General features: G+C 58.9%; 26 protein-coding genes. 7 read left to right on the top strand and 19 right to left on the bottom strand.

Features of this window, described 5'->3' with window-relative positions; translation table 11 throughout:
- Positions 1–38: 38 nt before the first annotated feature.
- Positions 39–1,214, bottom strand: a complete 1,176-nt coding sequence (locus tag H7B67_RS05925) for a glycosyltransferase family 4 protein (RefSeq protein ID WP_185118870.1) — start codon at positions 1,212–1,214, stop codon at positions 39–41.
- A 193-nt stretch (positions 1,215–1,407) separates the two neighbouring features.
- Here H7B67_RS05925 and H7B67_RS05920 point away from each other — a divergent pair, with 193 nt between their 5' ends.
- Positions 1,408–1,935 (top strand): phosphatase PAP2 family protein, encoded by a 528-nt coding sequence (locus tag H7B67_RS05920; protein ID WP_185118869.1) that lies wholly within the window; start codon positions 1,408–1,410, stop codon positions 1,933–1,935.
- On the opposite strand, the gene H7B67_RS05915 is transcribed toward H7B67_RS05920, so the two are convergent.
- The 6 genes from H7B67_RS05915 to H7B67_RS05890 form a co-directional block, all read right to left on the bottom strand.
- Positions 1,932–3,605, bottom strand: a complete 1,674-nt coding sequence (locus H7B67_RS05915; RefSeq protein ID WP_342592613.1) for an ABC1 kinase family protein — start codon at positions 3,603–3,605, stop codon at positions 1,932–1,934. The genes H7B67_RS05920 and H7B67_RS05915 overlap by 4 nt on opposite strands.
- A 51-nt stretch (positions 3,606–3,656) precedes the next feature.
- A complete protein-coding gene (locus tag H7B67_RS05910; protein ID WP_185118867.1) occupies positions 3,657–3,956 on the bottom strand; it encodes a phasin family protein in 300 nt (99 codons plus the stop codon).
- Positions 3,957–4,051: 95 nt separating this feature from the next.
- Positions 4,052–4,639, bottom strand: a complete 588-nt coding sequence (locus H7B67_RS05905; RefSeq protein ID WP_185118866.1) for a sterol desaturase family protein — start codon at positions 4,637–4,639, stop codon at positions 4,052–4,054.
- Positions 4,640–4,905: 266 nt separating this feature from the next.
- Positions 4,906–7,071 (bottom strand): DNA topoisomerase III, encoded by a 2,166-nt coding sequence (locus H7B67_RS05900; protein WP_185118865.1) that lies wholly within the window; start codon positions 7,069–7,071, stop codon positions 4,906–4,908.
- Between the two features lie 86 nt (positions 7,072–7,157).
- The gene (gene trmB, locus H7B67_RS05895) at positions 7,158–7,943 is read right to left on the bottom strand and encodes a tRNA (guanosine(46)-N7)-methyltransferase TrmB (RefSeq protein WP_185118864.1); all 786 of its coding nucleotides are present in this window, start codon (positions 7,941–7,943) and stop codon (positions 7,158–7,160) included.
- Between the two features lie 209 nt (positions 7,944–8,152).
- Positions 8,153–8,341 (bottom strand): hypothetical protein, encoded by a 189-nt coding sequence (locus H7B67_RS05890; RefSeq protein WP_185119234.1) that lies wholly within the window; start codon positions 8,339–8,341, stop codon positions 8,153–8,155.
- A gap of 335 nt (positions 8,342–8,676) precedes the next feature.
- On the opposite strand from H7B67_RS05890, the gene mnmL reads away from it, so the two are divergent.
- Genes mnmL through H7B67_RS05865 form a run of 5 tightly spaced genes read left to right on the top strand, consistent with a single transcriptional unit; the run spans position 8,677 to position 12,173 of the window.
- Positions 8,677–9,636 (top strand): tRNA modification radical SAM protein MnmL/YtqA, encoded by a 960-nt coding sequence (gene mnmL / locus H7B67_RS05885; protein ID WP_185119233.1) that lies wholly within the window; start codon positions 8,677–8,679, stop codon positions 9,634–9,636.
- A gap of 1 nt (position 9,637) precedes the next feature.
- The gene (locus tag H7B67_RS05880) at positions 9,638–10,273 is read left to right on the top strand and encodes a class I SAM-dependent methyltransferase (RefSeq protein ID WP_185118863.1); all 636 of its coding nucleotides are present in this window, start codon (positions 9,638–9,640) and stop codon (positions 10,271–10,273) included.
- 20 nt (positions 10,274–10,293) lie between these two features.
- Positions 10,294–10,698, top strand: coding sequence for a VOC family protein (locus H7B67_RS05875; RefSeq protein ID WP_185118862.1), 405 nt, complete (start codon positions 10,294–10,296; stop codon positions 10,696–10,698).
- Positions 10,695–11,675 carry a type I phosphomannose isomerase catalytic subunit gene (locus H7B67_RS05870; protein ID WP_185118861.1) on the top strand — a complete coding sequence of 327 codons (981 nt, stop codon included), beginning with the start codon at positions 10,695–10,697 and terminating at the stop codon, positions 11,673–11,675. Before H7B67_RS05875 ends, H7B67_RS05870 begins: the two co-directional genes overlap by 4 nt.
- Before the next feature lie 30 nt (positions 11,676–11,705).
- On the top strand, positions 11,706–12,173 hold the full coding sequence (locus tag H7B67_RS05865; RefSeq protein ID WP_185118860.1) for a hypothetical protein: 468 nt from the start codon (positions 11,706–11,708) through the stop codon (positions 12,171–12,173).
- Positions 12,174–12,469: 296 nt separating this feature from the next.
- Here the strand turns inward: H7B67_RS05865 and H7B67_RS05860 are convergent, their stop codons facing one another.
- From H7B67_RS05860 to H7B67_RS05825, 8 genes are all read right to left on the bottom strand, one after another.
- Positions 12,470–12,658, bottom strand: coding sequence for a DUF4177 domain-containing protein (locus H7B67_RS05860; RefSeq protein ID WP_185118859.1), 189 nt, complete (start codon positions 12,656–12,658; stop codon positions 12,470–12,472).
- Positions 12,659–12,673: 15 nt separating this feature from the next.
- Complete coding sequence (locus H7B67_RS05855; protein ID WP_185118858.1) at positions 12,674–12,979, bottom strand: hypothetical protein; 306 nt, start codon at positions 12,977–12,979, stop codon at positions 12,674–12,676.
- A gap of 32 nt (positions 12,980–13,011) precedes the next feature.
- Positions 13,012–13,440, bottom strand: coding sequence for a GNAT family N-acetyltransferase (locus H7B67_RS05850; protein WP_185118857.1), 429 nt, complete (start codon positions 13,438–13,440; stop codon positions 13,012–13,014).
- An 11-nt stretch (positions 13,441–13,451) separates the two neighbouring features.
- On the bottom strand, positions 13,452–13,739 hold the full coding sequence (locus tag H7B67_RS05845) for a YhfM domain-containing protein (RefSeq protein WP_185118856.1): 288 nt from the start codon (positions 13,737–13,739) through the stop codon (positions 13,452–13,454).
- 147 nt (positions 13,740–13,886) lie between these two features.
- Positions 13,887–14,279: a DUF2500 domain-containing protein gene (locus H7B67_RS05840; protein WP_185118855.1), complete on the bottom strand. Its 393-nt coding sequence runs from the start codon at positions 14,277–14,279 to the stop codon at positions 13,887–13,889.
- 21 nt (positions 14,280–14,300) lie between these two features.
- On the bottom strand, positions 14,301–14,696 hold the full coding sequence (locus H7B67_RS05835; protein ID WP_185118854.1) for a hypothetical protein: 396 nt from the start codon (positions 14,694–14,696) through the stop codon (positions 14,301–14,303).
- A gap of 95 nt (positions 14,697–14,791) precedes the next feature.
- Positions 14,792–15,157: a zinc ribbon domain-containing protein gene (locus H7B67_RS31430; RefSeq protein WP_425353916.1), complete on the bottom strand. Its 366-nt coding sequence runs from the start codon at positions 15,155–15,157 to the stop codon at positions 14,792–14,794.
- Between the two features lie 336 nt (positions 15,158–15,493).
- Positions 15,494–16,306, bottom strand: coding sequence for a hypothetical protein (locus H7B67_RS05825; protein WP_185118853.1), 813 nt, complete (start codon positions 16,304–16,306; stop codon positions 15,494–15,496).
- Between the two features lie 291 nt (positions 16,307–16,597).
- On the opposite strand from H7B67_RS05825, the gene H7B67_RS05820 reads away from it, so the two are divergent.
- Positions 16,598–17,128: a MogA/MoaB family molybdenum cofactor biosynthesis protein gene (locus tag H7B67_RS05820; RefSeq protein WP_185118852.1), complete on the top strand. Its 531-nt coding sequence runs from the start codon at positions 16,598–16,600 to the stop codon at positions 17,126–17,128.
- A gap of 53 nt (positions 17,129–17,181) precedes the next feature.
- On the opposite strand, the gene H7B67_RS05815 is transcribed toward H7B67_RS05820, so the two are convergent.
- The 4 genes from H7B67_RS05815 to nirB all read right to left on the bottom strand — a co-directional run bounded on the left by H7B67_RS05815 (position 17,182) and on the right by nirB (position 24,463).
- On the bottom strand, positions 17,182–19,362 hold the full coding sequence (locus H7B67_RS05815; RefSeq protein WP_342592609.1) for a methyl-accepting chemotaxis protein: 2,181 nt from the start codon (positions 19,360–19,362) through the stop codon (positions 17,182–17,184).
- Between the two features lie 262 nt (positions 19,363–19,624).
- The gene (gene mobA, locus H7B67_RS05810) at positions 19,625–20,227 is read right to left on the bottom strand and encodes a molybdenum cofactor guanylyltransferase (protein ID WP_185118850.1); all 603 of its coding nucleotides are present in this window, start codon (positions 20,225–20,227) and stop codon (positions 19,625–19,627) included.
- Positions 20,228–20,247: 20 nt separating this feature from the next.
- Positions 20,248–22,359: an assimilatory nitrate reductase catalytic subunit NasC gene (gene nasC, locus H7B67_RS05805; protein WP_245363963.1), complete on the bottom strand. Its 2,112-nt coding sequence runs from the start codon at positions 22,357–22,359 to the stop codon at positions 20,248–20,250.
- Positions 22,346–24,463 carry a nitrite reductase large subunit NirB gene (gene nirB / locus H7B67_RS05800; RefSeq protein ID WP_185118849.1) on the bottom strand — a complete coding sequence of 706 codons (2,118 nt, stop codon included), beginning with the start codon at positions 24,461–24,463 and terminating at the stop codon, positions 22,346–22,348. Before nirB ends, nasC begins: the two co-directional genes overlap by 14 nt.
- Positions 24,464–24,483: the final 20 nt, after the last annotated feature.

Genomic DNA, 24,483 nt, shown 5'->3' with positions numbered 1-24,483 from the left:
GTAGGAAGGATTCCGACGCCGCTTTGTTTCTCTCGAATTTAGACGGAGATAACGTCCTGCTCCTTTCTTTGTCTGGGGGAGACTTGAGCGACGCAGTCGAGCAATCCGCCGAACACCTCGTCCCAGGACTTCGAACGTGCCGTCTCCAGAGCCGCCTTGGACAATTTCTCCCTCAGCTCGCGGCTCGCTCGCAGCTTTGCCATCGCGGCGGCGAACTCGTCCGGGTCGCCCGGGGCGCAGAGAAGGCCGTTCGTTCCGTCCTTAAGCGTGTCCGGAACCGCGCCCGCGTTCGCGCCGATCACGGGCAAGCCGCAGGCCATCGCTTCCAAGACGACGTTGCCGAACGTCTCGGTCGGGGAAGGGAACAGCATCACGCTGGAGGCGGCCATCCACTTCTGCAGCTCCGATTGAGGAATGGAGCCCAGGAAGGTCGCCCGGACGCCCAACTTGGCGGCCAAAGCGCGGATATTCGCTTCGGCAGGCCCCTCGCCCGCGAGAACCAGCTCGACCTCTTCGCCCGTCATCGAAGCGAATCGGGCGACGGCCTCGACGGACACTTCCGTCTGCTTCTCCGGAGCGAGCCTTCCCGCGCTCAGCACGACGTGCCGCGATGCCGGAATTCCCGCCTGCTCGAGCAGGCGTTCCCGGTCGACTTCCGGATGGAACACGGACGTGTCGATCGCTCGGCTCCAGACCTCGAGTCCCCCCCATCCTTTCTTGCGGCACTCCTCCAGAACGGAAGGAGACGGGACAAGAATACGTTCGCAAGGACGGTGGAACCAATACAAATATCTCCATAACAGTTTACCCATCCACTGGAGGTTGTAATACGGAAGGTAACGGTCAAAGTGGGTATGATGGGAGGCGACCAAGGGAATCCCGTGCTTCAGCGCCAGATGCCTGCCGGCCATTCCGGTTCCGAACGGGGTCGCCACATGGATGATCGTGGGACGGAAAGCGAGCAGCTTGCGCTCCGCCGCCGGGGAGACGGGGACGGACAAACGCAGCTCCGGGTAGAGGAAAAAGGGGATGCTCGCCAGCCTTTCCGCCGCGCCGGAAGGTGCCGCTTCTTTTCTCGGACGCGAGGGAGCGAACACCTGAACGGCAATGCCTTGCTTCCGCAGGTAAGTCGTCCACCTCTCCAGCGTCTTGGCGACGCCGTTCACCTCGGGGGTGTAGGTATCGGTAAAAAGCGCGATACGAAGCTCTTCCATACACTCATCGCCTCCTCGTTCTTATCTCCATCCTAAGGGGGAGAAGTTAACGGGGTATAAGAGGAGTGTCAAATCCTACCTTCGACAAGGGTTAACAATCCGTTGCTTTTGCGTTGATATCCTCAGAACATAAAAACAGTACGATAAAGCTGCATTCGATATCGACATCCCTAGGTCTAAGGAGCGTGAAGGCATGAGCCAAATTTACCGCCTTCTCAATCAGGTAGAAGGGCCGATCTTCCTGCACGTGAATCAAAGGTGGAATCGCGAGGCGTTAAACCGGCTGTTCTTCCTGCTGACGATAATGGGAGGGGCGACCTTCAGCCTGCTTTTCTCGGCCGCGGCCGGGCTGCTCGCTCCCGAACCCTGGAGCACGGCGGGGTGGCAGGCGCTTGCCGCCGTCGCTTTAAGCCACGTGCCCGTCTTCATCGCGAAGCGAAGCGCTCCCCGCAAACGCCCTTATCAGGTATATCCGCAGGCGACGATCGGCCGAAGCCCGCTGCAGGACCCTTCCTTCCCGTCCGGCCATACGACGGCGGGCTTCGCCATGCTTACGCCTTGGATGCTCGCGGAGCCGCTTCTCATTCCGCTCCTGCTGCCTCTCGCGATCGGAATCGGCTTGTCCCGCATCTATTTCGGCCTTCATTTTCCGAGCGATACGCTGGCCGGGGCCTTCCTCGGAAGCGCGACGGCGATGCTCGTATCCCTCTGGATCGTCTAACGGCCGGAACGAAAAATAGAATAAAGCAGCCATAGCAGCATCGTTCCGGCGACGGCAAACCCGATCTCGATCGCGGGGAAGCGCCCGATCGTAATGCTGCTTTCGCTATTGATAGAAGAACCGACGATAAGACCGACCATCAGAATGCTGAACGCAAGCAGGACGATGCTGATCGAGAGCCGATTGCCGATCCGGTCAAGCTTCTTCATGAAGGCTTCCGTCTCGGGGACGGTCAGCTCGAGCTTGATCTTGCCCTGCTTCGCGAGCGTCATCAGCTCCTTCAGCTTGCCGGGCGCGTCCCACAGCCAGTCGGCGATCTCCGGAAGCTTCGTGCCAGCGCGCTTGATCGCCCGAACCGGATTCACCTTATATTTCAGCAGCCTCCGCCCGAACGGCTCGGCCACCTTCAGAATGCTGAACGAGGGATCCAGCCCGGAAGCCACCCCCTCCGTCGTAAGGAGCGCCTTGCCGAGCAGCGTCATCTCGGACGGAATCCGGATGTCGTGCTTGCGGGCCACGTCCATCAACCGCCGAATCGAATCCCCCAAGCTGATCTGACTTAGCGGAACTCCGTAATAAAGCTCGCGAAGCTCGTCCACGTCGGCGTGCAGCGAGCTTTGGTCTATGTTGTCCGGAATCAGGCCCAACCGGGAGATCGCGCGAATCACCCCTTCGGTGCTCTGGCCGCGAAGGGCGATGACCAGCGAGGAGAAATACAGCTTCATCGTCGTGCTCAGCTTGCCGACCATCCCGAAGTCCAGCAGCGCGATCCGGCCGTCCTCCAGAACGAGCGCGTTGCCCGGATGAGGATCCGCGTGAAAAAAACCGTCGAACAGCACCTGGTGAAGAATGATCGAGACGAACCGGTCGGCAATCTCGGCGGGCGAATGTCCCGCGGCTTGAAGCGCCTCCTTGTCGGACAGCTTGATTCCGTCGACCCGCTCCATCGTCAGAATCCGGCCGGTGGAGCGTTCCGAATACACGGCAGGGATGTGCAGGTACGGAATCGAGGCTCCGAGAACGGCGAATTTCTCGGCATTGCGCCTTTCCTTCCCGTAATCGAGCTCGGCGAGCAGCGCCCTTCCCAGCTCGTCCGCCATCTCCCGGATCCGGTAGCGCTTGGCCCACTCGAGCCTTCGTTCCGCCATTGCGGCCAGCTCGGCCAGAATCTCGAGATCCGTCTCCACGATCGTTCGAATGTTCGGCCGCTGAACCTTGACCGCCACCGATTCTCCCGAGCTGAGCACCGCCAGATGGACTTGTCCGATGGAAGCCGCGGCGATCGGCCGTTCCTCGAACTCGGAGAAGAGAACCTCCAGCTTATCCCCGAGCTCGGTCTCGACGATCCGGGCCGCCTCCGAGAACGGGAACGCGGGCACGTCGTCCTGCAGCGATCTCAGCTCGGCGACGATATGCCCGGGAAGCAGATCGGAGCGCGAGCCGGCGAGCTGCCCCAGCTTGACGAACGTCGGCCCGAGCTCCTCCAGGAACAATCGGATGCGGATGCCGAGCGACTTCTTGTCCACGCCTTTCCTTTGCCCGTTCCAGAACGTCCGGTAAGGCACGACCTCCGCCAATCCGAGATCCTTGACCAGATAGCCGAAGCCGTAGCGAACGAAAGCCGACGCGATCTCCCGATACCGGTGAAGATGCCGAAACCTGCGCCCCACGTCCAAGCCGCTCCCTCCTTTGCCCTATTTTCCAGAGGGACCGAGATCCCGCTACTCGCTCTTCTCGAGCCTATCCAACAGCTGGTCCAGGCGCCTCTCGATTCGTTCGATGTCCTCCTTGGTCGCCCATTTACGCTCGCCGACCTTCTGAACCTTCTCTTGAATGAGCGATTCCAGCTTATGCTGGGTCTCCTCCCCCTTCTTCAGCAGATCGTCGATAAAGGCGAACGATTCCGCGCGGGTCATCTCCCCTTTTTTGACCAGTTCGCCGGCCAGCTTCTCCACCTGCTCCTTGCTCGCGACCGCGATTCCCAATCCTAACGATATGGTTTTGCTGATCAGATCCCTCATCTCGTACCCTCCTTCTTTCTGCCTGGCTTTCGCCCGTTCTAAGTTAGTTTGGATCATCCAAATACGGGTCATTCGGGAAAATGAAGATTGCGGAGTCAGGCGCGTTTTTGTCCGGCGTCCTTTCCTTTCTTGCTTTGGGGCTTGCTCGTGCCGAAAAGGTAATCCATGACGGGGTGGGACACTCCGTACCAGGATTGCTCGTCGAGATAATGGTGGAGCAGGTGCTTCTTCCGCATCCATCTCCCCCAAGGCGTCGCGAGCTTGATCGGCCGGTGCGCGGCATAATGCATCCATTGGTAGTAGAGCTGGAACAAGGCCGAACCGGCCACGACCGCGCTGGCAAGCCGCCAATCGCGGAAAATCGCCAAATTCGCCAAGGAATATCCCAGATAAAGAACGGCGTCGTAGCGGATCGGGCTGAACAGGTGCTCCAGCTCGGTCGGATGGCGGTGGTGCTCGGCATGGCCGCGATGCATCGCCGGAGCGATTCGCGGGAACCGGTGCAGCAGAAAGCGATGGACCAGGTACTCGAATATCGCGTAGACGACCGCTCCGCCGGCCAGGCATAGGACGGTAGCCGTTCCCTGGAAACCGGCGACGGCAAGCGCCAAGGCGGCCAGACCCGTTCCCAGAATGAACGCGATCATGGGATTGAACCAGAATTCGCGATGGGCAAGCTTCATCCGGACCGCTCCTTTCTTGGCAGCGCAAACTCTCGACTTGACCTCTTTTATATCTATGCGGCTCTATGCGGCAGCTTGACAAAGCTTCCCTCGCAGCCGCGCAAAACGCCTTCGGCGCCATAAGAGTCGAATAGTTCGAATTGGTAAAAGAAGAGAAAAAATCGCCCTTCTCCCGGCCGGGTTGGCCTTGGACGAAGGACGATCTGCTGTTGGGGTTGCACGGACGCGGCACTGCTCTTGGCTGGTGATAGCCGGAGGGGGTTCGGTTACTCGTCTTTTTTCTTCATGGCGGCGAGAAGAGCTTCGCCCAAGCTGTTGGAAGCGGGGGCGCTGTCGCTGCCGAACTTCTCGATCAGCTTGCGCTGCTCGTGCTTGCCGGCGCGGCCTCCGCTTGTCTTGTCGCCGAGCTTCTCGATGACGTTGCACGGACGGCAATGGAAGAACTTGCCGGCCTTGCCGTCGCGGAGCTCCATCTTCTTATGGCATTGCGGGCAGCGATGGTTCGTCAGGTTCGGCTCCGCCGAGCGTCGGTATTCGCACTCGCGGTCGGAGCAGACGTACGATTTGCCTCGCTTGCTCTTGACTTCCTTCAGCGGCTTGCCGCATTCCGGGCAGCGGTAAGCGGTCAGATTGTGCGGCTTGTATTCCCGGTTCTGGCGCTTGATCTCGTCGACCCATAGCCGCGCCCTCTCCCGGATCCCGGCCATAAACTTATCCGGGTTGCCGCTGCCCTTCGCGATCCGCTCCAGCTCCGACTCCCACTGAGCCGTCATGTCGGGGCTGCGCAGGTCGTCCACGACGAGCTCGTACAGCTGGGTTCCCTTGCCGGTCGGGGCAAGACGGTTCTGCGAGCGATCGATCGTGTCGGTCGACAGCAGCTTCTCGATAATGTCGGCGCGGGTGGCCGGAGTGCCCAGCCCGTGCTTCTCCATCCGGGCGAGCAGCGCGGCCTCGGTATACCTGGCGGGCGGCTGCGTCCGCAGCTCCTTCGCGCGGCAGGCCTTCACCGGAAGCGATTGGCCGGCGGCCAGCTCCGGCAGCCGCTGGGAAGGCTGGGCGTCGGCGCGCTCCGCGCCTTCTTCGGAAGCGTCATCCCAATCCTCGGCTCCTTGGTTCGAGTTCCCGGAGGCGTACACTTCCCTCCAGCCGGCATCCTTCTCGATGCGTCCTTTGGCATGGAAGTGATCGCTTCCTACCGACAGCACGACCGACGTCTCGTCGTAACGGTACGGCGGATAGAACAGCGCGATGAAGCGGCGGACGATGAGATCGTACAAGCGGCGCTCGTCATTGGAGAGAGCCGACAGGTTGACGTACTGATCGGTAGGAATGATGGCATGGTGGTCGCTCACCTTGTTGTCGTCGACGAAGCGCTTCGACACCGGCAGCGATCCCCTCAGCAGCTTGCGAGCCAGCGTCGCGTAAGGGCCGATCGCGATGCTGTCGAGCCTTCCCTTCAGCGTCGGAACGATATCGCTGGAGATGTACCGCGAATCGGTGCGCGGGTACGTGACCAGCTTATGCTGCTCGTACAGCTTCTGCAGCACGTTGGACGTCGTCTTCGCCGAGAAGCCCAGCTTCTTGTTCGCGTCCCGCTGCAGCTCCGTCAGATCGTACGCCTGCGGGAACGGCTCGCTTTTCTCCACCGTGTTCAGCTTCGCGACCTTGGCGGTTCCTCCGCTTACCCGCTCCGCGACGGCCCGCGCCTGAGCTTCGTCCCATACCCGGCCGTCGTGGCCGTCCTTCTCGCGCCATTGCGCTTGGAACGAACCGAAATCGGCCGATATCGTCCAGTAAGGCTTCGGCTGGAATTCGCGGATCTCCCGTTCGCGCTCGATCAGGATGGACAGCGTCGGCGTCTGCACTCGGCCGGCCGCCAGCTGCGCGTCGTATTTCGTCGTCAGCGCGCGCGTCACGTTCAGTCCGATGAGCCAGTCCGCTTCGGCGCGGCACACCGCCGACCGGTACAGCGCGTCGTACTGGCGTCCCGGCTTCAGGCTGCGGAAGCCGTCGCGGATCGCCTGATCGGTCTGCGACGAAATCCACAGCCGCTTAAAAGGCTTGCGCCAGCCGACAAGCTCCATGATCCAGCGCGCCACCAGCTCCCCTTCCCGGCCGGCATCGGTCGCGATGATCAGCTCGCCGAGATCGGAACGCTTGCACAGCTGCGCGACGGCCCGGAATTGGCCGGACGTCTCCTTCATGACCTTGAGCTTCATGCGATCCGGAAGAATCGGCAGCTCCTCGAGGTTCCATGTCCGGTACTTCGGATCGTAATCCTCCGGCTCCGACAGCGTGACGAGATGGCCCAGCGCCCAAGTGACGACGTAGTTCGGTCCTTCCAGATAGCTTCTATGCTGCTGCCCGCAGCCGAGCACCCGGGCGATCTCCTTCGCCACGCTCGGCTTCTCGGCCAATACGAGTGATTTCATGTTGTTGCTCCTTCCCTCGATCTCCGACTAAAAGAGAAGGTGTCTCTCCGTCATTCGCCATGACTGCTGAGACACCATCCTATGTCTTATTCCTCCGACGAGGCTTCCGTTACGGGCTCGTCCTTCTCCGCGGCATCCTCATCCGGCGCGCGCCGCTTGGATTTCTCCATCGCTTCGGCCACTCGGCTTCTATGCTCCCGGATCGCCTCGCTGCCGATAACGGCTTCCAGCCGATAGATCGGCATCCCTTGGCCGGAGAACTTCGTCTCGTATTCCGTCAGGACGAGATCCTCGCGCAGCCCGTTGCGGTGAAGATCGAGAGAGATGTTCTTCATCTGAAGCTGCGAGTCCGAGAAGCTGTTCAGCGAGAATTCGAACAGGCTCAGAGAGTCCGTCTTGAAGTGAATCTCGCCCCTCTCGTTAAGGACGTTCTTGTACATGGAGAGGAATCGATGATACGTCAGACGACGCTTCGCATGCTTGGACTTCGGCCACGGATCGCTGAAGTTCAGATAGATCCGCTCCAGCTCGCCCGGCTCGAACATCTCTTCCAGGTGCTCGACGTTGCCCCGCACAAGGAACAGATTCGGAACCTCGTCCGAGTTTTTCTCTTCCTTCCATAGAGTACGCGCCTTCCGGCTGCCGATCCTCAGCAGCTCGTCGAACATGTCCATGCCGAGATAATTGATATGCGGATGGTTCGCGCTCATTCGGCTGATGAATTGTCCCTTGCCCATTCCAAGCTCGATATGTATCGGATTGTCGTTGCCGAACAGCTCATGCCACTTGCCCTTCAGCTTCTTCGGCTCCAGCACGACCAAGTCCGTCTGGCTCTCCAAGCTAACCCTATTCTTCTTGCCGCGCAGGCGCATCGATTAACCCCCTGTCGTCCCGACGCCGGGACGATTTCCGTTCTGCATAACCGACACTTATTGTGCCGAATCTCGCGGCAAAAGTAAAGGGTATCCGCTCGCCGATCCTAGCGAATGCCTCTCCTTCGGGGAACCCCGACAAAAAAGACCGCCAAGCTCTCCGCGAAGGAGGAGCCGGCGGTCCTTCTCTGCACTATTGGGACGAAACGTCAGTTGACCGTACGGGGTTCATCGATATGATATTGAGCATCCAGGGCATCCTGCAGCTTTCTCTTCGCGGAAACCTCGACATTATGGTTGCTGTGGAATTTGATGCCCGCGAGCGCCATCACTTCCTTGATGGTCAGCTCTACCTTCATCGTGTCGTCTCCTTGCGGGATCTTAACGGTCGAAGTCATGATCCTCACCTCTCGCTTTCTCCTGATCGGATTTATTGTGGGATAAGGGTTCCCAGAACGGAGTGGCGCAACTGGAAAGTCTATTGCTGGATCTATTGGGCCATGTCAGCTTTATTTGTTGATTTGACGCACTTTTAATATAACGCATCATGTTAGGTATTGCAAGTTGAAAGCGCTATTTTCCGCTCGTTCCCAGTCAAAAACCTCTTTATCGGAAGTCGCACGGGCACCAAATAGCTTTTATCAGGAAGCCTCCCTCTTCTCGCCAATGCCGCATTTTTTCGGTACAATGGGCTTAGGGTAAGTCAAGCAAGGAGCGGTTATGCAAAATGGCAATGACGGAGAAGGCCCGGGCCGGGGAGCTCCCGACTTGGAGCGACAACAAAAGGTTCCATACGTGGAATCACGAGATGCGGGAGCGGTTCGGCGCCAAGGTGATGAAGGTCATGCTCGATGCCGGCTTCACTTGTCCGAATCGAGACGGCACGATCGCGGCGGGCGGCTGCACGTTCTGCAGCGCGCGCGGGTCCGGCGACTTCGCCGGGAGCCGGCGGGACGATCTGGTGGATCAGTTCAATAAGATCCGGGACCGCCAGCATCTGAAATGGCCGAACGCCAAATACATCGGTTACTTCCAAGCCTATACGAATACATATGCTCCTCTGGCGACGCTTAAGGAGTATTACGAGACGATTCTTGCGCAGCCCGGAGTCGTCGGCTTGTCCATCGCCACCCGTCCGGATTGTCTGCCGGACGATGTCGTCGATTATCTGGCCGAGCTAAGCGAGCGCACGTACCTGTGGCTGGAGATGGGCTTGCAGACCGTTCACGAGTCTACCTCCCGGCTGATCAACCGCGCCCATGATACCGCATGCTTCGAGGACGCGGTCGCAAGGCTTCGAGCCCGCGGCATTCGCGTCTGCGCGCATATCATATACGGCCTTCCGGGCGAGGATCGGGAGATGATGCTGGAAACGGGACGCCGAGTCTCGCGCATGGACGTTCAAGGGATCAAGATCCACCTGCTTCATCTGATGCGCAAGACGCCGATGGTCCGTCAATGGAAGGAAGGGCTGCTGCGCTTCCTCGAGATGGACGAATACATCGGGCTCGTCGCCGATACGCTCGAGATCCTTCCTCCCGAGATGATCGTGCACCGGTTGACCGGCGACGCTCCCCGCGATCTGCTCATCGGTCCGATGTGGAGCCTGAACAAGTGGCCTGTGCTTAACGGAATCGACGCCGAGCTCGTCCGCCGCGGCTCGTGGCAAGGCAAGCTGTGGAAGGGGCGTTAGAATGGGCTTTCTCTCCGTATTGACGATGGCCCAGCGGTGGGTCGCCGAGAACGCCCCGCCCGGCTCGGTCGCGATCGACGCGACGGCCGGAGGCGGCGTCGACACTCTGTTTCTCGCTCGTACGGTCGGACCGAGCGGCCGCGTTTATGCCTTCGACGTGCAGCAGGAAGCGCTAGAGGCGACGAAGCTCCGCTTGAAGGCCGCATCGGAGGAAGACGAGAAGGCCGCTGCTTTAGGCGAGAATCGGAAGAAGCGGCCGCGGCAGCCGCTCGCCCCGGTTACTCTGCTCCGCGCCGGCCACCAGCGAATGGCGGAGCTTATCGGACCCGAGCATCGCGGCCGGGTGCGGGCGGTCATGTTCAACCTCGGCTACTTCCCCGCCGCAGGCGAGGAAGGACGCAAGCTGATTACGCTGACGGAGACGACTTTGGCCGCGCTCGAGGCGGCCATGGGGCTTCTCTCGCCGGGAGGAATCATTACGATTGTCGTCTATCCCGGCCATGAGGGCGGCGGCGAGGAAGCCTCGGCCGTGGCCGCTTGGAGCGCGGGTCTCCCTTCATCCGCCGCCCAGTCGGTCGTCTATCGCTTCCAGCAGAAGCCGGACGCCCCGTACCTGATCGCCATACAAAAGAGATAAATAAAGGAGTTGGATAAACCATGGCTGTACGCAAGATCGAGCACGTCGGCATTCACTCCAGCAATCTGGAAGCGTCCATCGAGTTCTACACGAAGGTGATCGGACTCGATTATCTCGAGACGTTGGATCATACGAACGGGGTCATCAAGCTGGCCTTCCTATCGTTCCCCGGCTCCCGCGATACCGAGATCGAGCTGATCCAAGGGTATGACGGAGACGTTCATCCCGAAGGGCTCGTTCATCACGTCGCTTTCGCCGTGGACGACATCGAGGAGGAGCATGAGCGGATTTCCAAGCTTAACGTGGCCGCCCTCGACTCCGAGATCACCCGCTTGCCGAACGGAAGCCGCTATTTCTTCTTCCACGGCCCCGACGGCGAATCCATCGAATTTTTCCAATCAACCAGAGGAGGAAATGCGCAATGACCATCAAACCTTATCCGCTGCACTTCAAACCGGAGTTCAAAGAAAGAGTATGGGGCGGCCGCGCGCTCGAGCAGTTCGGCTACGACGTTCCGGAAGGCCACATCGGCGAAGGCTGGATGATCGCCGATCACGCGAACGGCGTCTCCCACGTCCTTAACGGCGAGCTTGCCGGCCAAGGCCTCGACCAGATCCGCGAGAAGCTCGGCGCCGAATGGTTCGGCTCCGCCGGCAACCGCTCCGGCAACGGTCGCTTCCCGCTTCTGATAAAGCTTCTGGATTGCAACGACGACCTGTCCGTGCAGGTTCACCCGACCGACGATTACGCCGGACTGCCGAAGGGCGAGCTCGGCAAGACCGAAATGTGGTACGTGCTCGACGCGAAGCCGGGCGCGAAGATCATCTACGGCCTGCAGCCGGGCGTCACCCGCGAATCGTTCGCGGCCGCGATCGAACGGAACCGCATCATGGACACCCTGCAAGAGGTATCCGTCCAAGCCGGCGATACGTTCTACATCCCGGCGGGAACCGTCCATGCCCTGTGCGCGGGCGTGCTCGTCGCGGAGATTCAGCAGAACTCCGACACGACCTACCGCTTGTACGACTATGACCGTCCGGGCTTGGACGGCAAGCCTCGCGAGCTTCACATCGAGGATTCCCTGAACGTCACCGCCTACGAAGGTGCCGGTGCGACCCGCATGAAGACGGACGGAGCGAAGCCGAACGAGTGGCTGACGCTGGCGGAGTCCCCGTACTTCATTACCGATAAAGGAGTCGTAACCGGCTCTTGGAAGCAAGAAACGTCGCCGGATAGCTTCGACATCCTGATCGTCGCGGAAGGCAAAGGCTCCATCGGCTGGGGAACGGAATCGATCGATGCCAAGGCGGGAGACTGCTTCCTGCTTCCCGCGACCTTGGGAGCTTATTCGCTGGACGGCAGCTTCACCGTGCTCCGCAGCCGCGTTCCCGGCACTAACTAAATATCGGCCCATGCGAAAGGAAGTCGTGCGATGCTGCGTCAAACGTTGATTTTAACCGGACTGGGACTTGCCATGTGGGCGGTCTCCCTGCTATTCTTCCTGCTGTTCGGAGACTGGCTGCTGGTGAACACGGAGGAATCCGGCTTCGGCTCCTCGCTGTTCCTGCTCGAAGCGCTGACGGTTCTTGTGCTGATCGGGATCTCGCTGGTCGTCCGGCTGCGGCTGTTCCGCGAGCCCGGCTCGGCGACCCGGCTCGGCTTCATCAGCACGCTCATCGGTCTTCTGCTCAATACGATCGTCGTCTGGAACCGCGACAGCGTGTTTACGAAGTTCGACGAGGGGCAGCACCAAGCCTTCACGATCTGGATGACGCTAGCCTACGCCTTCTTCCTTCTCGTGCCGGCGATCACGGACCGTCTCGTCCGGACGAAGGACGCGCCCCCGGTCCAGCCGAGCGAGCCCGCTCCCGAGGGATACGAGACCGAGTCGGCGGAGTAGAATTTCATCTATGAATGAGAGAAACACCTGCCCGAGGGCAGGTGTTTCTTTTGATATTCAGGCGGCCATCAACAGAATGTCCCTTGTCCGCTTCCTGCCGCTCTAACCCGAAATCGTCGGGTTACAGAGCCGAATCTGATGCTTCTTGCCGCTCTAACCCGACACCATCGGGTTACAGAGCCGAATCTGATGCTTCCTGCCGCTCTAACCCGACATCATCGGGTTACAGAGCCGAATCTGAAGCTTCTCGCCGCTCTAACCCGACATCATCGGGTTACAGAGCCGAATCTGAAGCTTCACTCGCCCTGAACCGGCCTCTCGAAAATAATCTCGTATTGAGTCGGTTTGCCGTGTCCGTTGTAATTAGTGGGCAGCACTTGGACAAGGCGCCAGCCTTGCTTGGCGTACTCGACTATCGTTTCTTGATGGGTCGCGGAGGTGAAGAAGCCCCCGAGAGAAGTCTCCACGAAAACATATTCGTACATCCCGTTCCCCGCCTTTCAAATATATGGAAATTCCAATGCGATTCCGAGGACGACTAGCCCGACGATCAAAGGGATCGAATTCCGGAGCCTGACCCGTTTACTGCGGGTAAATAGAACATAGAGAAAAGAGACGACCAGCAACCCATAAAACAAGGCATAAGCCAAGAAACCCAAGAAGAACGCGATAAATCCGGTTAACTCGTCGGCAATCGTCCAGCGCAAGACATGGAAAATAAGGAGTAACGCGTAGCTGACGCCGCTCAGCGCCAACATCAGCCGGAAATACAGCTTGGACTTTTCCTCCCTTACCGCTTGTTCCATGCTCTGATGCGCCTCCATCCGTCCAATGATCGTTATCCGATTATTTTCCGCAAATAGTGCCGTTTGAAGCCTTCGGGGAAGCCTTCCAACGTACCGAACAGCTCAAAGCCTTGCTTCTTATAAAATTCCGGGGCTTGGAAATCCCAAGTGTCCAGATGGATGAGCCGGCAGCCTTTGGCCCGTACCCTCTCTTCCAGCTCCTTCAGCAGCTTCGAGCCGTAGCCTTGGCCTCTGAGTTCGTCGCTGATCCATAGCACATGAATGAACAATGCGTAGCGGTAAAGGATGCCCGTCGCCCCGCCGTGGATTCGCCCCTCCCGATCCTTCAGGAACAGCTGGACCGTTTCCGATACGGGCTCCTGAGCCGTAGGGGCTGTCGTCCGGTTAAACGAATCGATCCTCTCGATCAGAAATTTTGCATCCGCTTCCTGTCCTTCATCCGTAAAAAACAAAGAGTTCATTGCTTAATCTCCTACTCGTAGATGATTTTCTTAAGCTTCTCGCTCGTTGCCTGGGAGATCCTATAGCCTTGGCTCGTATTTGGCAACTTCAACAACAGACCGTTCTGCGGGCTATCCGTATTTGCGATGTTGAAATGATACTCCGAGGAGCTTCCGTCCTTCATCCGAAAAGTCATCAGAAAGATGGCGCCGTAATCCAACTCGCCCTCCATTTTTTCCGCTTGGTTGACGGCTTTCGCGAAGAGCGCAATGGACGCTCTATCCTCGTAAACCTTCTTGTCGAACGGCTTAACTTCCATTCTCAAGCACTCCTGAATGCACTCGAGCGTAACGCTCTTAACTTCGCTCGCATTTACATTTGAGCATCCGGCAACGGCAATCGAACCCATCAGGAAGAGTATCGCCATTCGGAAAAGCCGCATCGCCCGCTCCTCCTTATTTTCCGATTATACGCTCAATGCCCGGTTAAACTCCTTGAATCTCGTTCCTTGATACATGAGCTCCCCCGTATCTCCTACCGCGATCAAGCCGTATTGGTTCGCTCTCACTTGCAATTCAATTCGGGTATGGTCCTCGAACTCGAAGGTGATGTAGTAACTCGTGTTCGCGCTGGAATCCCCGGAGCCTCCCCACACCTCGGTACGCTTGTCGACGACCCGGCAGGGTCGCTGCATAAGCTCCGCCGCATTGTTGGAGGTCCACGTCGTTAAGCCTTTGCCGATGACATAGAGGAATCCCCCAACCACCAATACAATCACCAAGCCGCCGAAAATCTTAAAAAACGCCGGCATCTCGCCAAGCATATCCCCGAAACCCGGTTCTCCGAAATTCGTCCCCATTTTGCTCCTCCCAGTAGGCCATTATCGCTCGGTTAACGACCCGTCGAATAAATCGCGTTGTTCCTTAGGTACTTCGATGACGTTCTGTATCTTGTAGGATTGGGTCTCAGGATCGTTCACGATCTCCAGAAGGAGGATTCGGTCGCCCCTCTTCAAAAAACTATACGTTCGGATTTCCGTGGCTCCGGTATCGTTCTCAGGTTTCATCTGATCGAAGTATTTCTTGGTCAATTCCCCTTGCTTCGGCTCCGTAAAGTAAGAACGCCATTGTTCGAAATTCTCGATACTGATGGCATACGCAGCAAGACTAGCCAGGTTCTCCGGGGTATCCGGTCGGACGGACTTGCCCGAAGAGCATCCGACGACGGCGACTAGTAATAGGGGCAGCAGCAGGATCAGGAAGTATCTTGGCCTCAATTCGGCTTCGACTCCTTTTCGAGGTTCGCTTCAATCTCGACCCATCGGATAGCTTCGTTTTCCTCCAAACAATCGTTTATGCTTCTCATCGATGCTTATCCTCCAAACAGAATGTCCATGATGGTGCCCATTTTTCCGGCTTTGTGCCCGTTCAGAATGTCCGGGTTATACACTTCGACGAAGCCGCAGTTCGTGCAGGAGACGAACAGAAAATGATTGTGCTCGATATCGAACAGCTTGCTAAGGCCGGTTCCCGTCATCGCGACTTCTTTGATTTCGCAGTCGTCGTGCTTGCATTTGGAGCATTTAAAGCTGTCGCGAATCATGTCCTCTGCGTTGGCGTAAGGCTGCTCATCTTCCAGAAAATCTTCCTCGTCGACCTCGTCCAACCTGCGTTTGCATTCCGGGCATCTGCCGTTCGCGATCTCTACTTCGCTATAGCAGTACGGGCATTCGATCATGGGACACCTCTCCTATGCCATTACGTAATCTGTAAGAATTCCTGCGAACATTATAGGCAGAGCCATCGACAATTTGACTTTTTTATCGTTTATCCCGGTCTTTTCGCCGATTAATATGACTACCGCGATCACTAAGAGAAACAGGAGCGATTCTGCATAAATGTCTGTTTTGGAAGAGGGGAAGCTGTTGTAAACCCATTGAACGGTTCCCGAGAGCACTCCCACAGTAAAAACGAACAGAGGAATCCTGAGCTTCCTGGTTCTCCCCCTTGCAAAATCCCTTTATTAGCTTAACTCCAAATCATACCTATTGGTTTCTAAAAAAATGCTTAACTCCTAAGGAATCTCATGGTAAATCCGAATCTCGGTGATCTCGCCCTCGGCTACTTCGAACCATAGACGGTTGTATCGCTCCCCGTCGCTCATCAGGTAGGCGCCGTTATTCTCGTCCGTTCTTCCGTCGGGAGCCAGCTGAATATCCGGATAGGCCGCCTTCAAATCGGACACCGAATCTCCAACGGATATGCCTCTTGAAGTGCTGTATCGATCCTTCGTGAGCTTCATGCTCAGAATCCAGAATCGATCCTCCTCTTGACTCGGCGAGAACAATTCGATATCCAGGCCGTCATAGGTTATATATTTCGTACTTGAGCCGTTAAGCGTATCCGCATTCGTCAATATATCGCTCTGACCGGATGTCGGACTCCCTAGAATCTTTTCCAGGTCGACTTCGTCACTCCAGTCCTGCAGGGCAAGAAACGTCCCGTTCGCATCGATGGCGTAGTCGTTGGACTTCTCGGGGACGACGTCAACTGTCGCGTTAGGCGGGAGAGCCCCTTTCTGCTGGCCGATGACCTTTCCTTCAAGGGGATCGACGAAAACCCGGTACGGAGCGTTCGTACTTCCCCCCAGCATCAGCTTAAAACTGACTCGGGCAACCTCATCCGGTTTGCCATGCAGCACGCGCGCCTGAACGGCGGCAGCGATCTCCGACTCGCCAAGAAACTTTACTTCCGCTTGTTTCCACACGTCCGACGGCGCATTATTGATTATGACGTTAACCCCCGACGGCTCGACCCGGTAGCCGATATCCCCCTCGGACCCGATAACGTTATTCTTTACTTCCTCGCCTAGCGAGTTCCACGCCACTTCCCGAATCCGCTCATCGCTTAGGCGTTCAATCTTATTGGAGGAACAACCGCCCATTAAAATGCAAACCGCTATAAGCAGAATCCCTGCTCTCCTCAATCCGTTCACGCCCTATCATGTACAATCCCCCAGAACTAGAAGATTCATGGAATTAATCCCTGCAATAGTAAACGTGGCAAACGATCGATTAGTTGCGGTTTCGTCCGGTGCGCCCGTCCGCATTCTTTGATAAACTAACCCTATCGACAAAAAAAGGACTTCCGCAATGAGAAGCCCCGAGGGGAGAACGTTATGTCCAACAGTCCTTCTACCGAGCAGCATAGACGGGAGGCGCCCGCTTCCGTAGCCTGCCTCATCATTACCGTATCTGACACTCGTACGCCGGAGACCGACAAGAGCGGCCAGCTCGCGCAGACTCTTCTGGAGGAGAACGGGTACGTCGTCGCCGAGCGGAAGATCGTGCCGGACGAATACGAGAACATTAAGAAGCTGGTGGAGGAGGCCGCGGCCGATCCCGCCATCGAGGCGGTGCTCCTGAACGGCGGAACCGGAATCGCCGGAAGGGATACGACCTACGAAGCGGTTCGCGACGTTCTTCAGAAGGAGATGCCCGGCTTCGGGGAGATTTTCCGCATGCTGAGCTTCGCCGAGGACATCGGCTCCGCGGCGATCCTGTCGCGGGCCATCGCCGGAACGGTCGGCACGACGGCCGTGTTCTCGATGCCGGGCTCGACGGGAGCCGTGAAGCTGGCGATGACGAGGCTGATCGTTCCCGAGCTGCGCCACGTCATGCGCGAGCTTTATAAAGATTCCTTAAGGTAGCGCAACGCCTCGGCCGTTCCCGTACGGGAAGGCCGAGGCGCTGAATCTCCGTTTTACCGAAGCCTGGTCTCCGTCAGGCGGAATTGCCCGACGATATTCTGCAGTTCCTTCGTAATGACTTCCACGCTTTGGGAGGTATGGCGGACTTGGGAGATGTCCCCCGTCAGCATCTGGACGTTGTCCTCCACACGTCCCGAAATCTGACGGTTCTCCTTGCTCACGGCCGCCACCTTCTCCATCAGGGAGACCACTTCTCCGACCACGTCCTCGACCGTCCGGGTGCGCTTCGCCTCTTCCGCTTTAACCTCCGACAGAATGCCGCTGGCTTCATGCACGAGCTTGCCGCTCTGCTCGATTACCGCCGTTCCTTCGTCCATCAGTTCAAAAGCCTGCCGGGCGTTTTGCTGTATGAGCTCGATGATGCCGGCCACTTCTTCCGTCGACTGCTGCGTTAAAGAAGCCAGCTTGCGAATCTCCGACGCGACCACGGCGAAGCCTTTGCCTTGTTCGCCGACCCTCGCCGCTTCTATCGAGGCGTTCAGCGCCAACATGTGCGTCTGGCTCGAGATGCCCTCGATCGCCATCAGGATGCCGTTCACCTGCCGCGTGGTCTCGAGAAACTCGCGAATCGTCGCATTCGTCTCGCCGACCTTGACGGAAACATCGTTCATCGCTGCGCCGATCCGCTCCACCTCCTGCTGCAGAACCTCGATTTGCCTTGTCGCCTGCCTCTCAAGCTCATGAAGCGTGGCCTGCATTCGGTCGAACGTCTCTTTGGCGATGTCGATATCCTGCAGTTGGCTGCGGATGCTTCCGATCATGGCGCGAATGTTTTGCGCCACCTGCCCTGTCGATTGCTCCGTCGTCTCCGTAGTACCCAGCAGAACTTGCTGGTTCGACAATACTTCGGTGGCAGCCGCTTTCACTTGAATCATAATGCCCTCCAGCGAATCGATCATATTGTTGATCCATTTCGCCAATTCGCGAATCTCATCGTTATCCAGCTTTTCCGGCGAGAGCCGCTTCGTCAGGTCCCCCTTACCTTCCGCGTTCATTCGAATGAAGCGAATGATCCCTCGCAGCTGTCCGACGGTCCGGTCGACGCTCCGCTTGCCTGTCCGCTTCGCCGCCGCCAGACCGGCCAACAAGCAGAACGCAAACAGGCTGACCGCGGTCCATAAGGGCGAAGCCGCCGCGGCGACAAAATAGACGAGAAGCGCCGCCGCAGCGCTCTGGACGACCCCTGTTCCAACATGGGTTGCCCAATGCCGCCAGCTTAGACTGCGAATCCGATACACTTCTTCCAGATCCGCTTCGCACATCATTCCCCAAAGATCGGGGCTATGCGGAAGCCGCAGCGTCACTCCCTTGCCGATGACGGGAACGTGGCGATAGTCGCTATAGCCGGGAAACTCGACGAACAGATTGCTGCCGTTGCGAATCGTATTGCGAACTCCTTCATGAAGCTCGCCGGTCGATGGATCGGTGAACGCGAGCTCCAGCTCCGTATGCTCCTTCACCGATACGATGCCCCAGTCCGTCTTCACCCCGTCCTTCAGGTTCTCGCCGCGAGTGAACGTCCGATCCTCGAACCGGCTCCGCGACAGCGCCGTGCCCGGCGCGATTCTCGCGCTGAGCTTCGGCTGGGCCATAAAGATATAATTATCGCCGGAGTCGGGGTATACGTGGCCGGACTCTCTCTGGATCAAGTCTCCGATGACGTCGTTAGGCACCCTCCCGCATAAGTACCGAAGGCTTGTCCCATCCCGAACGATCGGATAAATAAAGAGAAGCGTCATCTTATCGTGAAAAGACGAGGATCTCGGCCCGATCGTCGCGGTCATCGGATCGGCGTACGGGCCGTACAGGCAAGGCCGATCTCCTCCGGCTTCCGAATAGTCCAACGCGGCGGCGAGCAAGCTCTCCGGCCCATACGCGACGCCCTCGTGCGCGGGATAAGTGCTGGCAACCACCTTCCGCTCCCGGTCAAGCACGAACAGCTCGGTCCAATCCGCTCCTTTGGCATAGATGGAAGCAAGCATCCGCTCAACGCCCTTCGCCGGGCCGCGCCTCTCCGTTCCCTCGGCAGCATGAGCAGTCGTCGCTTCCAGTTCGGTCTTTAGCCGCTCCAGATGACCCCAGTAATCGTTCGCCCAAGAGGTGAGAAGCTCCTTGCGCGTCTCCGCGATCCCTTCGAAAACTTGTTTGATGTCATTCGCCAAGCCCTTGTTCAAACGCCATGATCTCCACAGCGGCAATCCCTTACGGAAGCCGAGCCAGTTAAACAAATTGCTCACCCTTCGACTATGATTGTAGTTGCGACCAAATGGTATATTTAGTTACATGGACAGCCAATTCTTTTTTTTCGTCGCCTATGCGGCGCTTTTCGAAAAACCCGGACATAAAAAAGAAGCCGCGAGCGCGACTCCGCCTGCCGAGCCGAAAGTCATTCCTTGTGAGCTCGACATGAAGCGGTTGATTGGCGTTTGCTCGGGCTCAGCCCATTCGATATCCGGGCACAATCCGATCGTAATCCTCCGGAGTGTTGATATTCGTCACGAAGCTTAAATCGATCCCCACCTCCTTAAGCTCCGACTCTTCCGCTACTAGCGGCCGGATCGCTTCCAGCAGCTTCATCATTCTTCTCTCTCCGCGGTCTATGCACTCCCGCGTGTAGACGGAACAGTCGGAACGATAGACGGCTTGAAGAGGGTGCAAACGTCCATGAACGAAGGGCACGACCGCGTTCGCCCCGCTCTCGGCAAGCCTGCCGGCCATCCAGCTTGCCGCCTGCGGACTGACGAAGGGCATGTCGCAAGCCGACACCCACACGAGCGGCTCCTCCGCGCCCGTCAGCGCGGAATGAAGAGCCGAGAGGGGGCCGCTCCCCGGAAGGAAGTCCAAGCGAGTCGGCAGCTTCAGCATGGCGAATTCCTCCGCCTGCTTGTCGGAAGCTACGATAAGGGAAACGCGGTTGCAGCGCGCAGCCATTCGGCTCGCGATCGTGCGGATCAAAGGCGCGCCCTCGAACGGGAGCAGTCCCTTCGCCAGCCCTCCCATACGCCGTCCCGAACCGCCGGCCAGGATCGCTCCTTCCATCCCCCTTCCCTCCTCCCGATTTACGACCAAGGCTCGATCGCGACGGCGCTGACCTTAAAATCCGGCATTCGGCAAACCGGATCGAGCAGCGGATTCGTCAGAAGGTTGACGTTCTGAATGCCGCCCCAATGCATCGGAACGAACAAGGTGTCTTCGCGAATGCCGCTCGTTACCTTGCTTCGCACGACAGCCGTTCCCCTGCGCGAGCGTATCCTCACGAGAGCTCCGTCCTCGATGCGGTATCGGCGAGCCGTTGAAGGATGAATCTCGACGACGTTCTCGATCGCCCGCGCGGTGAGCGACGGGCTTCTCCTCGTCTGTACTCCCGTCAAGTAATGAGGCAGCAGCCGCCCGTTCGTCATGAGCAGCGGGTATTCCGGGTCGACATCCTCGCCCGGAGGCAGATTGTCGACCGGCAGCAGCTGCGCCCTTCCGTCCGGGTGAGCGAAGCTCTCCTCGAACAGACGCTGCGAGCCCGGATGGTCCGGCGAGGGGCAAGGCCAATAAATCCCTTCTTCTTGCCTGAGCCGCTCGTACGTAATGCCGTAATAATCCGCGACTCCGCCCTTGCTCGCGAGACGCAGCTCTTCGAAGATCTCTTCGGCGTGCGAGTAGGAGAACTTCTCTCTCTTCCCCCATCGCGCGGCCAGGTCGCACAGCCACTGCCAATCATGCCGGGCTTCTCCCGGAGCCGGCCGCGCCGCTTCCCGAAGCAGCACCCTTCCCTCGAGGTTCGTCAGCGTTCCCGCGTTCTCCATGTAGGAAGTCACCGGCAGCACGATGTCGGCCAGCTCGGCCGTCTCCGACAGGAACATGTCGGCGACCGCCAGGAATTCCAAGCTTTTCAGGCCTTCCTCCACGACTCCCGCGTTCGGGTTCGAGACGATCGGATTGGAGCCCATGACCAGCATGCCCCGGATATCCCGGCTTACCGTCAGCTCCATCATCTCGTAGGCAGATACCCCCTTGCCGGGAAGCTCCGCCGGATCGATCCCCCATACGCCGGCGACGTACTCGCGGTCCTCCGGGTTCTCGATCAGGCGATAGCCCGGGAGCTGATCCGCCTTCTGCCCATGCTCCCGGCCGCCTTGGCCGTTCCCTTGTCCCGTTACCGCCCCGTAGCCGGAGCCCGGACGGCCGATCTTGCCGGCGGCCAAAATCAGATTCAGGTAGGCGCGGACCGCCATATGACCGTCCCGATGCTGCTCGACGCCCCGGGCCGTGAAAACCATTCCCGTCCTCGCTCGACCGTAGGCGATCGCCGCCTTGCGAATGCTCGCTTCGGAGACTCCCGTCAGCTCGGAGATGTCCTGGAGCGAGAGCCCCTTCAGGTGGGCTTCGACGTCCGCGAATCCATTGGTCCTCTCCCGCAGGAACGCCCGATCCTCCAGCCTCTCCTCCAGCAGGACCTTAAGCAGGCCGTTCGCCAGAGCCGCGTCGGTGCCCGGACGAACCTTCAGGTGAAGATCGGCGATCGCGGTCGTTCCCGTCTCTCTCGGATCGACGACGATAAGGTAAGTTCCGTTCTCCTTCGCCCGGTTGAAGTAAGGCATCAGAGTCGGCTGGCATTCCGCGATGTTCGTTCCTACCAGAATGAGGCAATCCGTCTCGGGGATCTCCGATAAACGGTTCGTTAAGCCCCGGTCGATGCCGAACGCCTTGACGCCGGCCGATGCGGCGGCCGACATGCAGAAGCGGCCGTTGTAATCGATGTACTTCGTTCCGAGCGCCACTCTGGCGAACTTGCCGAGCAGGTAGGCCGACTCGTTCGTCAAGGAACCGCCTCCGTAAACGCCGACGGCGTCGCGCCCATGCTCCCGCTGGATCGCGCCCATGCGCTCGGCGATCGTCGAGACGGCTTCTTCCCAACTGACGCGGACGAACTTCCCGTCCTTCTTCGCGAGAGGATAGAGCACTCTCTCTCTCGACATGGCATGCTGATGGGCGTTTTGCCCTTTGACGCACAGCCTTCCTTCCGAGGCGGCGTTCATCCGGCCCTCGGCGCGATATTGGAACCGTCCGGACGGCAGCGGCTCCGAAACGACGTTTATCTTGCACTGCACGCTGCAGAACGGGCATTGCGTGCTCATCATGGGCAGTACCGCCGCCCCCTTGCGATCAATCTCCGGCATGACCTTCCCCCCATCCCGCTCCGATAGCGATTTTTGGATCCGACGCTCCCGCGGGCTTCTCTAAGAGCAAATCCACTCTTGCCTCGGGATCGAGCAATCTCTCCCGCACCCCGATCAGGCCGATTCGGTCCAGCCATCTCCACATCGGCTCTCCGTAATAAGCGCTGTTCCCATACCAGACGCAGCAGGCGACAATCAAATCGACGGCGGTGCCGAGCGACGGTTCTACCGCAATAAGTTGCGCTTGCCGAACCGGAATCGTCTCGTTCCCTCCCGCGTAAATCTCCCAGCCGGCCGGCGCCAGGGAAATGCCCAGCTCCTTGACGAGCAAGCCCCCTCTCCCTTTGGAGCCGACATCGACGGCGATCGTAAGCGGATTCGGCAGCCGGAGCCCGCTCAGCGAATGCTCAAGCGTAAGGCCGATCCCGGCCGCTTGCTCGAAGTCGCCTCCGGTTCCGTAAGAGAGCTTGACGGAGTCCCATTCCGCGCGCTTTTTATTCAAGCTCTCGCCGTCCCGCGAATAATAGAGGATAGCCGGCCTGCAGGACGTGCACCCGCTTGGCGTTCGCCAGCCAAGCTCGGCCATCGCTTGGTCGAGCCGCGCGAACCTTCTCTCCTCGAGAATGGCCTTCAAAGCGGAATGACCCAGCTCCGTGCAGCCGCACACCGCCGGCTCCTTCTCGACCGTCGCCTGTACCGCGCCGCTTTGCGCCAGCCTCAGGACGGCCGACACCATCGGCTTGCACCCTCCGCAGGAGCCGGACGCCTTCGTCCTCTCCTTGACCTCCTCCACCGTCTTCAGCCCGCCTTCTTGCACCGCTCGAATAATGGCGGCTTTGCTGACGCTATTGCAATTGCAGACGATCTCGCTCTCCGGCATGGAGGCCGCGGCGTCCTCGCCCCGATCCCCCCCTCCGCTCGAGAACGTTCGCGCGATCGCGGAGATATCCGTTCCCCGCTTCAGATGCTGAAGCAGCTTGCTTCCCTCCGAGATGTCTCCGTATAAGATGGCCCCCGAGATTTTCCCGCGGTCCGTCAGGATCTTCTTGTAAGTGCCCTGAATGCCGTCAAGGCTCTGATAGGCGATCTCCCCTTCGCCGTCGTCAATCCTGCCGACCGAATAGACGTCGACGCCGGAGACCTTGAGCTGGGCGTACGGGATCGAGCCGCGGTAAGGCTCCGTCTCGGCGTCGCACAGCCGTCTCGCCAGCACCTTGCCCTGCTCGTACAGCGGGGCCACGAGGCCGTAGACGATGCCTTCATGCTCCGCGCATTCCCCGACGGCATAAACGTCCGGCACGTTCGTCCGAAGATAGTCGTCGACGACGAAAGCCCGGTTCACATGGATGCCGCTCGTCTTCCCCAGCTCGACGTTCGGCCGAATGCCCACGGCCATGACGATCAGATCCGCGCGCTGTTTGCTCCCGTCCGAGAATTGAACCCCTTCCGCCCGTTTGCGTCCCAGAATCCTCTCGGTTAATTTGCCGAACAGAAATTGCATGCCTTGGCTTTCGAGTTCCTTGCGAAGCATCTCGGCGGACGTTCGGTCGAGCTGACGGTTCATCAGATAGGAGGCGTTATGAATGACCGTCACCTCCATCCCGAGGTTCAGCAGCCCGCGCGCCGCTTCCAGCCCGAGCAACCCTCCCCCTATGACGACCGCACGCCTGTACTGCCCTGCCGCCTCGACCATTTTCCGGCAGTCTTCCATGCTTCGAAAAGCGATCACGCCCGGCTTGCCGATGCCGGGGAGCTGAGGAATGAAAGCGGAGGACCCGGTCGCCAGAATGAGGCGGTCGTATTCGAGCCTGAGACCGGTTTGCGTCTCCACGAACTTGACGTCCGTGTCGACCCGGACCGCCTTCTGCCCGGCGAACAGCCGGATTCCCCGCTCCTCATACCACTGCCAAGGGTTCAGAATGATCTCCTCCATGGAGGCGTCTCCTTGGAGCACCTTCGACAACAGGATCCGGTTGTAATTCGGATGCGGCTCGCTGCCGATAATCGTAATCTCGTATTTATCGGGAGCCAGCTCGCAAATCTCTTCCACGCACCGGACTCCCGCCATCCCGTTGCCTACGACAACCAGCCTCATTTTGCTCATTGCGTCAGACTCCCCCATTC

This window comes from Cohnella thailandensis, from assembly GCF_014212135.1.
GTDB classification, from domain to species: Bacteria; Bacillota; Bacilli; order Paenibacillales; family Paenibacillaceae; genus Cohnella; species Cohnella thailandensis.
The sequence above is the reverse complement of the archived record's forward strand: the minus strand, read 5'-3'. Positions and strand labels throughout refer to the sequence as shown.